We start from the raw sequence: 13,633 nt of genomic DNA, 5'->3' as shown, positions 1-13,633 counted from the left end.
TCCTTGCTGCCGTCCTGCGTGATCGGCACGCCCGAGATGCGGTACTTCTTCATCAGCTCGAGCGCTTCGTAGATGCGGTTGGTGGGGGAGAGGGTGATCGGGTTGACGATCATCCCGCTCTCCGACCGCTTGACGCGATCGACTTCCGAGGCCTGCTCCTCGATGGCGAGGTTCTTGTGGATGACGCCGATGCCGCCCTGCTGCGCCATGGCGATGGCCAGCCGCGACTCGGTGACCGTGTCCATCGCCGCGCTGGCGATCGGCACGTTGAGGCGGATGTTGCGGGTGAAGCTGGAGGCGACGTCCACTTCGCTCGGCAGCACGGTGGAGTGCTGCGGTACGAGCAGGACGTCGTCGAACGTCAGCGCTGTGGCGAGGCCGATCGAGATTTGCTCGGCGTTCAGGACATCCGTACGCGTTTCCATCTACACGCCCCCAGAGACACAAAAGGGCAGCCGTTTTCGGCTGCCCTTGTCGTCATGCATTCGCGCCATGACACTTCTTGAACTTCTTCCCGCTGCCGCACCAGCACGGATCGTTGCGGCCGACTTTCGGCGCCTCGCGCTTGACCTGGCGGACCACGTCGTCGCCGCCGCTGCGCGCGGGGCGCGGCGGCTCCGCGACCGCGGTGGCGCCGGCGCCGGCGCCGCCGCGGATCGCGCCGAACGGCGAGGCGGCTGCCGCGGACGGCGCATTGAGCGTCATCGGCGGCGGGGTGCGCGGCCGCGGCGCCGAGGGGGCGACGACCTCGTTGGGATCGTCGCCGATCATCGGCGTCAGCCGCCACAGGTAGCGGACCATCTCCTCCTCGACGCGGTCGCGCATCTGCTGGAAGAGGGCGAAGCTTTCCTTCTTGTACTCGACCAGCGGATCGCGCTGGCCGTAGCCGCGCAGCCCGATGCCTTCCTTGAGGTGATCGAGGCTGTACAGGTGATCCTTCCACTGCGCGTCGACGATCTGCAGCATGATGTCGCGTTCGACGCGGTGCAGGATCGCCGGGTCGGGCAGCATCGCCTCTTTCTTCTCGTACTTGGCCTTCGCGATCGCCCAGATCGCCTCGAGCATCTCGTCGGCGGTCATGCCGGCGAAGTCGAGCGAGTCGCGCTCGGCCTCGTCGAAGGCGAAGATCTCGGCGACGGCGGTCGTCAGCGCGTCGAGATCCCACGACTCGGGATCCGCGCCCGACGGGGCGTAGTTCGCGACCGTCGAATCGGCCAGCTCCTCGGCCAGCGTCAACAGGTAGCCGCGGGTGTCGACCACCTCGTCCTCGGTGATGTGAATCTGCCCATCGAGCAGCTCGCGGCGCAGCGCGTAGACGCTCTCGCGCTGCTTGTTCATCACGTCGTCGTACTCGAGGAGGTGCTTGCGGACGCTGAAGTTCTGCGCCTCGACCTGCTTCTGCGCCCGCTCGATCGCCCGGGTGACCATGTTGTGCTCGATCGGGACCCCTTCCTCCATGCCGAGGCGCTGCATCAGCCCCGAGATGCGATCGGATCCGAAGATCCGCATCAGGTCGTCTTCGAGCGAGAGGTAGAACCGCGACGAGCCCGGGTCCCCCTGGCGGCCGGCGCGGCCGCGGAGCTGGTTGTCGATGCGGCGCGCCTCGTGCCGCTCGGTGCCGATGATGTGCAGGCCGCCGAGCTGCACGACCTCGTCGTGCTCGCTGTCGGTGCCGCGCTTGTAGGAGGCGAAGATCTCCTCGTACTTCTGCCGCGGCACGCGGTAGAAGCTGTCGAGGTGATAGAAGTAGACGAAGTCCGCGTCGTCGACGAACTTCTCCTGGCCCTTGGGGAGCTTGTCCGCGATCTGGTCGGCGAGCGTCTGCTGGCGCGCCATGAACTCGGGGTTGCCGCCGAGCAGGATGTCGGTGCCGCGGCCCGCCATGTTGGTGGCGATGGTGACGTTCCCCTTGCGGCCCGCCTGGGCGACGATCTCCGCTTCCTGCGCGTGGTACTTCGCGTTGAGGACCACGTGCTTGATGCCGCGGAGCTTCAGCAGCTTCGACAGGCGCTCCGACTTCTCGATCGAGACGGTGCCGACCAGCGTCGGGCGTCCGGAATTCTGCTTCTCGATGATGTCGGTGACGATCGCGTCGTATTTCTCTTTCTCGGTGCGATAGACGCTGTCGGGCTCCTCGACGCGCTGCAGCTTCCGGTTGGTCGGGATGACCATGACATCCAGCTTGTAGATGCTGGCGAACTCCGGCGCCTCGGTGTCGGCGGTGCCGGTCATGCCGGACAGCTTCTTGTACTTGCGGAAGTAGTTCTGGAACGTGACCGTGGCGAGCGTCTGGTTCTCGCGCTCGATCTTCACTTCCGGATGGCGGCTGTTGTGCTCCTTGGCCTCGACCGCCTGGTGCAGCCCGTCGCTCCAGCGCCGCCCCGGCATCAGACGCCCGGTGAACTCGTCGACGATGACGACCTGCCCGTCCTTGACCATGTATTCCACGTCGAGGTGGAACAGCGAGTGCGCGCGCAGCGCCTGGTTGACGTGATGGAGCACGCGCATGTTGAGGGGATCGTAGAGGCCGTCGGTGCCGGGCTCGAGGCGGTGGGCCAGCATCTTCTCGGCCTTGGCCATGCCGCTCTCGGTGAGCGTCACCGTCTTGTGCTTCTCGTCGATGATGTAGTCGCCGGTCTTTTCCAGCTCCTCGCGATCCTCGGCCTTCACGTCGCCGCGCGTCGTCGCGCCGCGCGTCAGGCGGGGGATGAGGCGATCGACCTCGTAATAGAGCTCGGTCGATTCCTCGGCCGGCCCCGAGATGATCAGCGGCGTCCGCGCCTCGTCGATCAGGATGGAGTCGACTTCGTCGACGATCGCGAAGTTGTGCCCGCGCTGCACGTAGTGCGCGAGCTCGAACTTCATGTTGTCGCGCAGGTAGTCGAAGCCGAACTCGTTGTTGGTGCCGTAGGTGATGTCGCAGGCGTAGGCGACCTGGCGCTCCTGATCGTTCAGATCGTGCTGGATGACGCCGACCGTCATGCCGAGGAACCGGTAGATGCGGCCCATCCATTCCGAGTCGCGGCGGGCCAGGTAGTCGTTGACGGTGACGACATGGACCCCGTTGCCGGCGAGCGCATTGAGATAGGCGGGCAGCGTCGCGACGAGCGTCTTGCCCTCGCCGGTCTTCATTTCGGCGATCTTGCCGCGGTGCAGCACCATGCCGCCGATCAACTGCACGTCGAAATGCCGCATGTTGAGCGTGCGGCGGCCGGCTTCGCGCACCACCGCGAACGCTTCCCGGAGCAGGTCGTCGAGGGTTTCCCCCTTCTCGACGCGCTGGCGGAACTCGGCGGTCCTGGCGCGGAGCTGTTCGTCGGTGAGCGCCTGGATCGAGGGTTCGAGGGCGTTGATGTCCGCGACGACCGGCCACAGGCGCTTGAGCTCACGCTCGTTGGCCGTGCCGAAGACTTTCGCGAGGGCTTTATCGATGATCATCGCGGATGGGTATCCGCTGATTGTATCACTCGCCTCGCTCGGCGCCCGGCCGGTGCCGGCGCATCCTGCCGGGCAGGGCTCACCGACCCAGAAGGGTCATCGGGTTGGTCAGCCGTCCGTTCATCCAGATCTCGTAGTGGAGATGCGCCCCGGTGGAGCGGCCGGTCGACCCGACGTAGCCGATGACGTTCCCGCGCTCGACCTGGTCGCCGGCGCGGACGTTGAACCTCGACAGATGGCCGTACTTGGTCACGATGCCGAAGCCATGATCGAGGATCACCATGTTCCCGTAGGCGCCGTTCGGGCCCGCGCTGATGACCGCGGCGTCGCCGGTGGCGAGCACCGGCTGCCCGTAATCGGCGGAGATGTCGAGACCCGGATGGAAATCCGCGCCGTTGGTGATCGGATCCCGGCGGTTGCCGTACGCCGACGTGAGCCAGCCGGCCACCGGCCAGACGGACGGCGTCGCGGACGCGAGCGCCGCCTTGCGTTCGACCCCATCGCGTACGGAATCCAGCCGGCTGCCAAGCACGCCGAGCAGATCGCTGAGTACGCCGAGGGCGGCTTCGGTGCCGTCGACCAGGGGGGAAAAGGCCGCCCGGCTGGCGGTCGACATCGCGGCCGACCCGCCCATCGCGCGCGACTTGATCGCGGCGGGCAGCTTCTCCATCGCGCGGCTCGCATTCGGATCCACCGCGGCACGCTCGCCGAGCTGGTCGACGGCCGTCTGCAGCGTGGAAATCTGGTCGGCGAGCTCACCGGTCGCGGCGCGATAGCTCGCGTTCTCGACCTGCAGCGCGGCGTTCGTGGTCTCGAGGTCGGCGATCCGCGCGGAGGCGCTCCACCGGGCGCCGAGGCCCATCAACACCGGCAGGGCGAACAGCCCGGCGACAGCGGTGAGGGCGGGGCGCAGCGAGATCGTGAAGCGGCGGACCGTGCCGGTCTGCCGATTCGCGACGACGACGGTGTAGCGGCGCGATCGCATCAGGGTGAGTTTCGTCCGGAGGAACCGTGAAACTGTAGCACAGCCGTGGGTTACGCCCAAGTCAAAAGGGCGGACCGCGGATTCGGTCAGCGCCTTGCACTGTGCGGGCGCCGAGGCCCTGCGAACAGGTGAAGTGGGCAATCGTTCACTCATCGGAGGAAACGGGACGGGAAATGAAGGCAACCATCACCCTTTGTGTGCTGCTGGTGTTGGCGGCCGCCGCCTTCGTGGCGGAACCGGTGGCGTTGGCTGCGTGGTCGGTCGCCTCGGAGGAGGTGATTCGCACTCCGGAGCCGGCGTTGATGCTGCTGTCAGGGGCCTCGCTGCTGATGGCCGCGAGTCTCGTGCGGCGCTACGTTCCGTGACGATCGCCGGTCGTCTGAGCTGACGTTGCCGCCCATGGCGGGGCGGCTGGAGGATGTATGCGACGCCTTGGAATCCTTTGCGGACTTGGGTGTGCCGCGCTGCTGTGTCCACCCGGCGCGCGGGCCGAGCCGATCGCGCTCTCGCTCGCCGGCGGCAGCGGTGGCTATGCGGCGGACGTCGGGGGCTTCTCGACGGCGTCCACCTACATGATCGATCTCGGCACCATTACGCTCGACGGCGGATCGAGCGCGCTGATTTCGATCGACGGCCTGGCGGCGCGCCAGGACTACAACGTGACCTTCTCGGTCGCCGGACTGGAGGGGAGCGGAGTGTCCACGCTTACCGCAGAGCTCCTGGATCCGCTGTCGGACGGCTTCGACGCGGCGGATCCGACGCAGCCGTCGTACGTGCCGCAGGGGTTCTCGACGTCGAACAACACCGACGGTCTGAGCTTCGCGTGGAACAGCGGGCTCGAGCGGTCGGCCACGTTCGCCGCCGGCGGCACCGCCGCGCTGCGCGTCGACGAAGACAGCAACGCGCACGATCTGCTGGCCTTTCACGGGTTCGCGCCCGGGGCGGCCGCCGACGTGACCTTCGGCATCCGCGACAACCTGGGAGGACGCTCGTTCCTGTTGCGGTTGAGCACGGATGGCGAGGCGGCGGCCTCAGCCGTTTCGTCGACGCCGGAACCGGCATCGCTGCTCCTGCTTGCGACGGGTCTCGCCGGCATGGCGCGGTTCGGACGCCGGCGCACCGCGAACTGAGCACCCCGGCACGATGAACGTGACGCGGCGCTCGCTCCCGGCTCTCGGCCTCGTCGGCTCCGTCACGCTGCTCGTCTATCTGCCCGTATTGACGTCGCTCGTCCGGCAATGGGCGAGCGACGACAATTACTCGCACGGCTTTCTCGTCGCCCCGTTCGCGGTGTATTTCGCCTGGCTGCGCCGACGCGAGCTGGCGGCACTGCCGGTCCGGCCGCATTGGATCGGTCTGGGCGTGGTCGCCGGCAGTCTCGCGGTGCTGCTCGCCGGGCGGCTCGGAGCCGAGCTCTTCCTCGCGCGTGTTTCGCTGATCGGGCTGATCGCCGGAACCATTGTCTTTCTCTACGGCGGCGCGCATCTTCGCGTGCTGGCCTTCCCAATCGGCTTCCTGCTGCTGATGGTGCCGCTCCCCGCGGTGGTGTTCAATCAGCTCGCCTTCCCGCTGCAGCTGGTCGCGTCCCGCGCCGGCGAAACGGTGCTCGCCGCGAGCGGCATCCCCGTCCTGCGTGAGGGCAACATCCTCATGCTGCCGACGACCACGCTGGAAGTGGTGGAGGCGTGCAGCGGGATTCGATCGCTGGTGTCCCTGCTCACGCTTGCGCTGATTCTCGGCAAGCTGACCGAACCGCGCCTGTGGGCGCGAGTGGCCCTCGCGGTGCTGGCGCTGCCGGTGGCGATCGTGGCCAACGCGGCGCGCGTCGCGGGCACGGGGCTCGCGGCGGAGTGGATCAGTCCGCAGGCCGCGGAGGGCTTCTTCCACGAATTCTCCGGATGGGTGATGTTCGTGGTGGCGTTCGCGCTGCTGCTCGCGGGGCAGCGCGTGCTGGCAATGCGGCCGCGGTTCCGGCTGCCGCTGCGGCGGCCCCGCGTGGAGGCGGCATGATTGCCCGCGCGGTCGTGCTCTCGACGCTGATTCTCGCCGCGGGCTGGTACTCGAGCCGTGCCGGCGGCGTGGAAGCGGTGGCGCCGCGGGCCTCGCTGGTCGATCTGCCGCGCGCGCTCGGACCATGGACCGGCTCGGTGGACGTGCCGGTCGAACAGGAAGTGCGCGACGTGCTCGGGGTGGACGACTACATCAACCGCACCTACGTCACGCCGGCCGGGCAGCCGGTGAACCTCTACATCGGCTACTACGCCAGCCAGCGGCAGGGAGACACGATCCACTCGCCCCAGAACTGCCTGCCCGGCGCGGGATGGCAGCCGGTGGAAGGGGGACGGATCCCGCTCGACGTCAACGGCCGGCAGCTGACCGTGAACCGCTACGTGATTCAGAAGGGTCTCGACCGGCAGGTCGTGCTCTATTGGTACCAGGGCCGGGGACGGGTCGTCGCCAACGAGTACGCCAACAAGATGTGGCTGATGCTCGACGCGGCGCGGCTGAACCGCAGCGACGGCGCGTTGGTCCGCATCGTCGCGCCGGTGCCGCGATCGGCGAGCGGGTCGCTCGCCGCGGCGGACGCGGCCGCCGCCGGGTTCACGCGCGCGGTGTTCCCGCGCCTCTCCGCCTACCTGCCATGACGCACCGCCTGATTCCGCTTCTGGTGATCCTCCTTGCCGCGGCGGGCTGCCGCGCCGATCCGCACACGCGCGCCGAGCGCGCCATCGCGAGCGGCGATGCGTTCATGACGCAGCAGAAGTATCGCGAGGCGACGATCGAGTACCGCAACGCGCTGCAGGCGCAGCCGCAGCGCGCGGACGCGCACTACAAACTGGCGCAGGCCTACCGGCAGTCGGGCGATCTGACCAAGGCCTACACCGAATACGCGCAGGCCGGCGACCTCGATCCGTCCAACCTCGACGCGCAGCTCCAGGCCGGCACGCTGCTGCTGCATGCCGGTCAGTTCGACGACGCGCGGCGGCGGGCGGAGCGGGCGCTGGAGAAGGACCCGAAGAACGTCAAGGCGCTGATTCTGGTCGGCAACGCCAATGCCGGACTCCACGAGACGGGGCGCGCCTTGAAGCAGGTGGAGCAGGCCATCGCCATCGATCCCGCCTACGCGCCGGCGTACGCGGCGCTCGGCGGGATTCATCTCGCCCGCGGCGCGAAAGACATCGCCCGCGCCTCCTTCGAAAAAGCCGTCGCGCTGGATCCGCAGTCGCTCGATGCCCGGCTGGCGCTGGCCAACCTGCACTGGGCGCTGAAGGACAGTGCCGCGGCGGAGCGTGAGCTGAAGAAAGCGCTCGAGGTCTCCGGCGGCAATCCGCTGGCGCACCGCGCGCTGGCGCTGTTCTATCTGACCGATCGTCGCCCGGCGGAGGCGGAACCGCATTTCAAGGCGCTCGCCGCCGGCTCCGTGGACGGGCAGCTCGCGCTGGCGGACTACTACAGCGGGCTGCGGCGGTTCGACGAGGCGCTGTCCGTGCTTCAGGGCGTCTCGACACCGGAGGCGGCGCGGCGGCAGGCGCGCATCCGCATCGCCGCGGTGCAGCAGATGAAGGGGGAGCAGGCGCAGGCGCTGGCAACGGCGGACGCGCTCGTCGAGTCGGCGCCGCAGGACGTCGACGCGCGGCTGCTGCGCGCCCGGCTGCTGCTTGCCGACCCCAAGCGGCTGGATGCCGCGTGGTCGGATGCGCAGACGGCGGCGAAAGCGGACCCGTCCTCGCCGGCGGCGCAGTACACGGTGGGTCTGGTCGCCCTCGCGCGCAACGATCCGGGCGCCGCCGAGGCGGCCTTCGATCGCACGGTGGCGCTCAACCCGCGCGCCGGCGCGGCATCGCTGCAGCTCGCGAAGCTGCGCCTGGCGCGCGGCGATACCTCGGCGGCGCTGACCGCGGCGGAAGGGGCGGTCAAGGCGGAAGGCAGCGACGCCGAGGCGGCGCTCGTGCTCGCGCGGACCCTGCGGGCGCGCGGCGAATACGATCGCGCGCGCCGCGAGCTGACGAGCCGGCTTGCCGGCGCGCCCGACGCGGTGCGGCTGCGTGTCGAGCTCGGGTGGGCCGAGGTCGGCGCCGGACGTCCGGCGGACGCGCGGGCGGCGTTCGAGCGCGCCCTCGCCGTCGCGCCGACGGACGCCGAAGCGCGTACCGGCGCGATCACCGCCGATCTCGCCGCGCGCGACGTGGCCGGCGCGCGCGCGCGTGTCGGGCGCTGGCTGCGGGAGTCGCCGAACGACGTCTCGGCGCAGATCCTGGCGGCGCGCGTCGATCTCGCGGCACGCGACACCGCCGCCGCCGAACGGCGCCTGGCCGCCATCGTCCGGGATCATCCGGATCGTCTCGACGCCTACGAACTGCTCGGCACGCTGTACGTGCGGCAGGGCAACCACGCCGCCGCACTCGAGAAGTACCGCGCGCTCGCGGCGCGCTCGTCCGATCCATCCGTCCCCGCCACCATCGTCGGCATCCTGCTCGAGGGCACGGGCGATCGCACCGGCGCCCGCACGCAGTACGAGTCGGTGCTCGCGAAGAATCCCCGCGCCGGCGTGGCGGCCAACAACCTCGCGTGGATGCTCGCCGAAGAGGGGCGGCTGGAGGACGCGCAGCGCTGGGCGCGGATCGCGGTGGAGCGCCTGCGCAACCGCCCGGAACCGCACGACACCCTCGGCTGGGTGTACCTGAAGAACAACCAGCCCCTCGACGCCATCGCCGAATTCACGAAGGCGCTCGACTTCGCGCCGCAGAGCAAGACCTACCGCGAGCACCTCGAGATGGCCAAGTCGCGGCTGGCCGCGAACAACGGCCGCTGACCGCGCGAGACGGCGAACCACGAAGCCCACGAAGATCACCAAGAGTCTGTGAGCGTCGTGTTCTTCGTGCCTTCGTGATCTTTTGTGAGCTTCGTGCGGCGCTGCCGTCGGCGCGTCTGAGTCAAGCCTGGCAGCCACGGGACGCTCGACGCGCACGCGCTGAGACGGCCCACGCTGGCGAGACGCGAGGATCACGAAGATCACCAAGAGTCTGTGAGCCGTCGTGTTCTTCGTGCCTTCGTGATCTGTGTGAGCTTCGTGCGGCGCGGCCGTCGGCGCGTCTCAGTCAAGCCTGGCAGCCACGGGGCGCTCGACGAGCACGCGTTGAGACGGCCCACGCCGGCGAAACACGAAGACCACGAAGATCACCAAGAGTCGTTGAGCCTTGTGTTTCTTCGTGCCTTCGTGATCTTTGTGAGCTTCGTGCCGCCGCTGCCGTCGGCGCGTCTCAGTCAAGCCTGGCAGACACGGGACGCTCGACGAGCACGCGCTGAGACGGCCCGCGCTGGCGAAACACGAAGACCACGAAGATCACCAAGAGTCTGTGAGCGTCGTGTTCTTCGTGTCTTCGTGATCTTTGTGAGCTTCGTGCCGCCGCTGCCGTCGGCGCGTCTCAGTCAAGCCTGGCAGCCACGGGGCGCTCGACGAGCACGCTGAGACGGCCCACGCCGGCGAAACACGAAGACCACGAAGATCACCAAGAGTCTGTGAGCGTCGCGTTCTTCGTGCCTTCGTGATCTTTGTGAGCTTCGTCCGGCGCGGCCGTCGGCGCGTCTCAGTCAAGCCTGGCAGCCACAGCGCCGCGCTACCCGCGATATTGGAGCGCCTCGGCGACGTGATCGAAGTCGACGCGATCGGCGCCTGCCAGGTCGGCGATCGTGCGCGCCACGCGGCGGACGCGGTCGAACGCGCGAGCGGTCAGGCCGAGCTTGTCGGCCGCGTCGTGCAGCAGCCGCGCGCTGGCGGCATCGAGGGCGCACACCTGACGCAGGCCGCGCGGCCCGAGGCGCGCGTTGATGGCGGCGCCCGCGAGCCCGGCGCGCGCGAGTTGACGGGCTCGGGCGGCTTCGACGCGGGCGCGAATGACCGGCGTGGACTCGCCGTCCTCCGCGCCCGTGAGTTCGGCGGCGCGCAGCGCCGAGACCTCCACCGTGAGATCGATCCGGTCGCGCAGCGGACCGGACAGGCGCGACGTATACCGATCGATCTGCGTCGGCGTGCATCGGCAGGCGCGCCGCGGATCGCCGAGGAACCCGCACGGGCAGGGATTCATCGCGCCGATCAGGACGAACCGCGCCGGAAAGATCGCCGTGCGCTGCGCGCGGGCGATGCGGACCACGCCGTCCTCCAGCGGCTGCCGCAGCACCTCGAGCGCGCGGCGGCTGAACTCCGGCATCTCGTCGAGGAACAGCACGCCGTGGTGCGCGAGGCTGATCTCGCCGGGACGCGGGTTCGAACCGCCGCCGGCGAGCGCGACATCGGACACGGTGTGATGCGGCGCGCGGAAGGGACGCGCGCGCAGCAGGCCGGCTCCCGGCGGCAGCAGCCCCGCGACCGAATGGATCGCCGTCACCTCCAGCGCGTCGTCGACCGTGAGGGACGGCAGGATGCCGGCGGCCCGTTTCGCCATCATCGTCTTGCCCGAGCCCGGCGGTCCGGCGAGCAGCACGTTGTGGCCGCCGGCCGCGGCGATCTCCAGGGCGCGCCTGGCCGCGATCTGTCCGCGCACGTCGGCGAAGTCGCCGAGCGCGCCGTCGGCCAGGTCGGCGGACGGCGCCGCCGCGAGGGGGACGGGATGCGGATCGTTCAGCGCCCCCACCGCCTCGGTGAGGGAGGCGACGGGATAGAAATCGAGGCCCCCGACGACCGCCGCTTCGCTGCTGTTGGCGACCGGCAGCAGCAGGCCGCCGAACCCCCTCCGCCGCGCCGCCGCGGCAATCGGCAGCACGCCGCGCGCGGCCTGAATTCCTCCATCGAGCGACAGCTCGCCCAGGATCAGCACGTCGTCGATGTCGTGCCGCGCGATCAGCCCGGACGCGGCGAGCACGCCGACCGCGATCGGCAGATCGAACGACGCACCGGCTTTCCGCACGTCCGCCGGCGCGAGATTCACGGTGATCCGGCGGACGGGGAAGTCGAAGCCTGAATTCCGGACGGCGCTGCGGATGCGATCGCGGCTCTCACGGACGCTGGCGTCGGGCAGACCGACGATGGTGAGTCCGGGCAGGCCGAAGGCGATATCGACCTCGATAGTGACCGGGGTGGCATCGATGCCGAACACGGCCGCCGACCTGACGCGCGCGAGCATGCGCCAGCCCGATGCAAACGCCCGCTCAAGGACGCGCCCGCGAATTGTCTAGGAAATCAAAGGGGAGTCCGCCAGATCCGACGCCAGTCTCGCGGGAATTGCCACATTCGCGCGACCGCCCGATCGCCGGATCTGCGTACGCCCTGCGCACTGCGCACTAAGCACCGCGCACTAAGCACTGCGCACCGCGCACCGCGCACTGCGCCCTGCGCACTGCCTACGGCATGCGGAAGATCTTCAGCCGCGCCCCGGTACTGATGTGATTGCTCGACAGCCGGTTCCAGCTCTTGAGCTTTGCGACCGTGGTATCGAACAGGCGCGCGATCGACGAGAGGGTGTCCCCGCGCTTCACGCGGTAGGTGATCTGCGACACGGGCGCGGCGGCGGGCTCTGGCCGCTCGACGCTCGGCGAGACCGCGCTCTGCGAGATCGCCCGCGACGCCACCTGCGACGGGACGCCGCGCTCGGTCCGGGCGGCGAGAACCGTCGCCGGCGCGCGCGGGATGATCAGGTCCTGCCCCGGACGGAGACGTGACTTCACCGAGAGATTGTTCGCTTCGGCCACGTCCGTGCGGGAGACGCCGAAGCGGCGCGCGACCGTCAGCAGCGTTTCACCCTTCCTGGCCGTGTACCACTTGAGGGCGCTGAAGTCGGACGGCGAGGCGTCTGCCAGCCGCGCCGCCAGCGCCTCGCCCGTGCCTTTGGGAACCTTGATCTCGTACTGCGGATACTTCACCGGGGTGGTCCAGCGCCGCAGCTCGGGATTGAGCGCCTGGATCTCGTCGACGGTCGTTCCCGCCCACTCCGCCACGCGGCGGAGGTCGATCGCCTTCGGCAGCGTCACCTTGTCGTAGTCGTGCGCGTCGGCGGTGACCGCCTCGAAGCCGTACTGCGCCGGATTGCGGCCGATGATCATCGCCGCCAGGATGAGCGGCACGTACTCGCGCGTTTCCCGGGGCAGGTACCTGGTGGTGGCCGACAGCTTCCAGAAATCGGACGCGCCGGCGCGCTTGATGGCGCGCGACACGCGGCCAGGTCCGCCGTTGTAGGCGGCGAGCACCAGGTTCCAGTCGCCGTCGAACATCCTGCTCAGCGTCTTCAGATACTTCGCCGCCGCGACGGTTGCCTTCTCGGGATCCGAACGCTCGTCGATGAACCAGTCGATCTTGAGATCGTGCTCGCGCGCCGTCGGCTTCATGAACTGCCACGGCCCCTTGGCGCTCGCTTTCGACAGCGCGTTGGTCTTGAACGAGCTCTCGATGATCGGGATGTAGGCGAGATCCAGCGGCAGCCCTTCGGCGCGGAACACCTTCTGGATCATCGGCATGTATTTCGCGCCACGCGCCAGGCTCTCCTGGATGTAGTCACGCATCCGTCCCTGCATGACCTCGACGTACGACAGCACCTTCGGATGCTCGGGGATGGGAATGTCGTGCGGGTTGTGCTCGAGATCCGCCTTCACCGCCGCCTTCGTCGCCGCATCGGCCGCCGGAGCGGGGAAGGTGGTGGCGTTCTTCAGAATCTCGTCGATCGGCGCCGCTTCGTACTTCTTCTCGACGAAGCCGTCCCCCTGCGCGAGCGCCGTGACTTCGTGCGCGTTGATCCGGTCGATCAGCCGATCGAAATGCTGCCGCATCCGCGCATCGGTGCGGGCGCCGTAGGGAGACTCCAGCAGCACTTCGACCGACCGATCGAACTCCTGCCGCGCCTTTTCCAGGTGTCCGGCGGCCAGTTCGCGCTCGCCGGATTCGAAATGCTTGAGCGACGTGCTGATCAGGGCGGCGACCGGATCGACGACGACTTTCGGCGCCGGCGCCGGAGCCGGGGTCTGCTGGGCGGTGGCCGCGACTGCGGGTGCAGGCGGCGTCCTCGGCGTTACCGACGGCTTGGCGTTGCCGCCGCACGCCGCAACCGCCAGACCGAGTCCCGCTGCTAACGTCCGTCGCATCATGCTGGGCGCTCCTCGATATTAGGTCCAGGACCCGGACCACTCGCGTCGCCTCGGCGGTTCTGCAAGCGGCCTGCCCTGTTGAGGTCTAACGTCGTTCAGCACCCCGCGGGAACGGGACGCCAGGGTAAAGCTGGGGCA

The 13,633-nt window shown here is 69.1% G+C and carries 10 protein-coding genes; 5 read left to right on the top strand and 5 right to left on the bottom strand.

Features of this window, described 5'->3' with window-relative positions:
* The 3 genes from VFK57_13805 to VFK57_13795 all read right to left on the bottom strand — a co-directional run.
* Nucleotides 1-425, bottom strand: a 425-nt coding sequence (locus VFK57_13805; protein HET7696783.1) for an IMP dehydrogenase, incomplete at its 3' end; no start/stop codon positions are given.
* 52 nt (nt 426-477) lie between these two features.
* Nucleotides 478-3,438: a preprotein translocase subunit SecA gene (gene secA / locus VFK57_13800; protein ID HET7696782.1), complete on the bottom strand. Its 2,961-nt coding sequence runs from the start codon at nt 3,436-3,438 to the stop codon at nt 478-480.
* Nucleotides 3,439-3,517: 79 nt separating this feature from the next.
* Entirely contained in the window at nt 3,518-4,423 is a 906-nt protein-coding gene (locus tag VFK57_13795; GenBank protein ID HET7696781.1) for a peptidoglycan DD-metalloendopeptidase family protein, read from the bottom strand.
* Between the two features lie 173 nt (nt 4,424-4,596).
* On the opposite strand from VFK57_13795, the gene VFK57_13790 reads away from it, so the two are divergent.
* The 5 genes from VFK57_13790 to VFK57_13770 are packed head-to-tail and all read left to right on the top strand — an operon-like array spanning nt 4,597 to nt 9,236.
* Entirely contained in the window at nt 4,597-4,788 is a 192-nt protein-coding gene (locus tag VFK57_13790; GenBank protein ID HET7696780.1) for a hypothetical protein, read from the top strand.
* Between the two features lie 57 nt (nt 4,789-4,845).
* On the top strand, nt 4,846-5,553 hold the full coding sequence (locus VFK57_13785) for a PEP-CTERM sorting domain-containing protein (protein HET7696779.1): 708 nt from the start codon (nt 4,846-4,848) through the stop codon (nt 5,551-5,553).
* A gap of 13 nt (nt 5,554-5,566) precedes the next feature.
* Nucleotides 5,567-6,433: an exosortase A gene (gene xrtA, locus VFK57_13780; protein HET7696778.1), complete on the top strand. Its 867-nt coding sequence runs from the start codon at nt 5,567-5,569 to the stop codon at nt 6,431-6,433.
* On the top strand, nt 6,430-7,068 hold the full coding sequence (locus VFK57_13775; GenBank protein ID HET7696777.1) for an EpsI family protein: 639 nt from the start codon (nt 6,430-6,432) through the stop codon (nt 7,066-7,068). Before xrtA ends, VFK57_13775 begins: the two co-directional genes overlap by 4 nt.
* On the top strand, nt 7,065-9,236 hold the full coding sequence (locus VFK57_13770) for a tetratricopeptide repeat protein (GenBank protein ID HET7696776.1): 2,172 nt from the start codon (nt 7,065-7,067) through the stop codon (nt 9,234-9,236). Before VFK57_13775 ends, VFK57_13770 begins: the two co-directional genes overlap by 4 nt.
* Before the next feature lie 805 nt (nt 9,237-10,041).
* Here VFK57_13770 and VFK57_13765 read toward each other — a convergent pair.
* Both VFK57_13765 and VFK57_13760 read right to left on the bottom strand, forming a co-directional pair.
* Nucleotides 10,042-11,544 carry a YifB family Mg chelatase-like AAA ATPase gene (locus VFK57_13765; protein HET7696775.1) on the bottom strand — a complete coding sequence of 501 codons (1,503 nt, stop codon included), beginning with the start codon at nt 11,542-11,544 and terminating at the stop codon, nt 10,042-10,044.
* A gap of 217 nt (nt 11,545-11,761) precedes the next feature.
* Complete coding sequence (locus VFK57_13760; protein HET7696774.1) at nt 11,762-13,492, bottom strand: LysM peptidoglycan-binding domain-containing protein; 1,731 nt, start codon at nt 13,490-13,492, stop codon at nt 11,762-11,764.
* Nucleotides 13,493-13,633: the final 141 nt, after the last annotated feature.

Source organism: Vicinamibacterales bacterium, from assembly GCA_035699745.1.
Classification (GTDB): domain Bacteria; phylum Acidobacteriota; class Vicinamibacteria; order Vicinamibacterales; family 2-12-FULL-66-21; genus JAICSD01.
The sequence above is the reverse complement of the archived record's forward strand: the minus strand, read 5'-3'. Positions and strand labels throughout refer to the sequence as shown.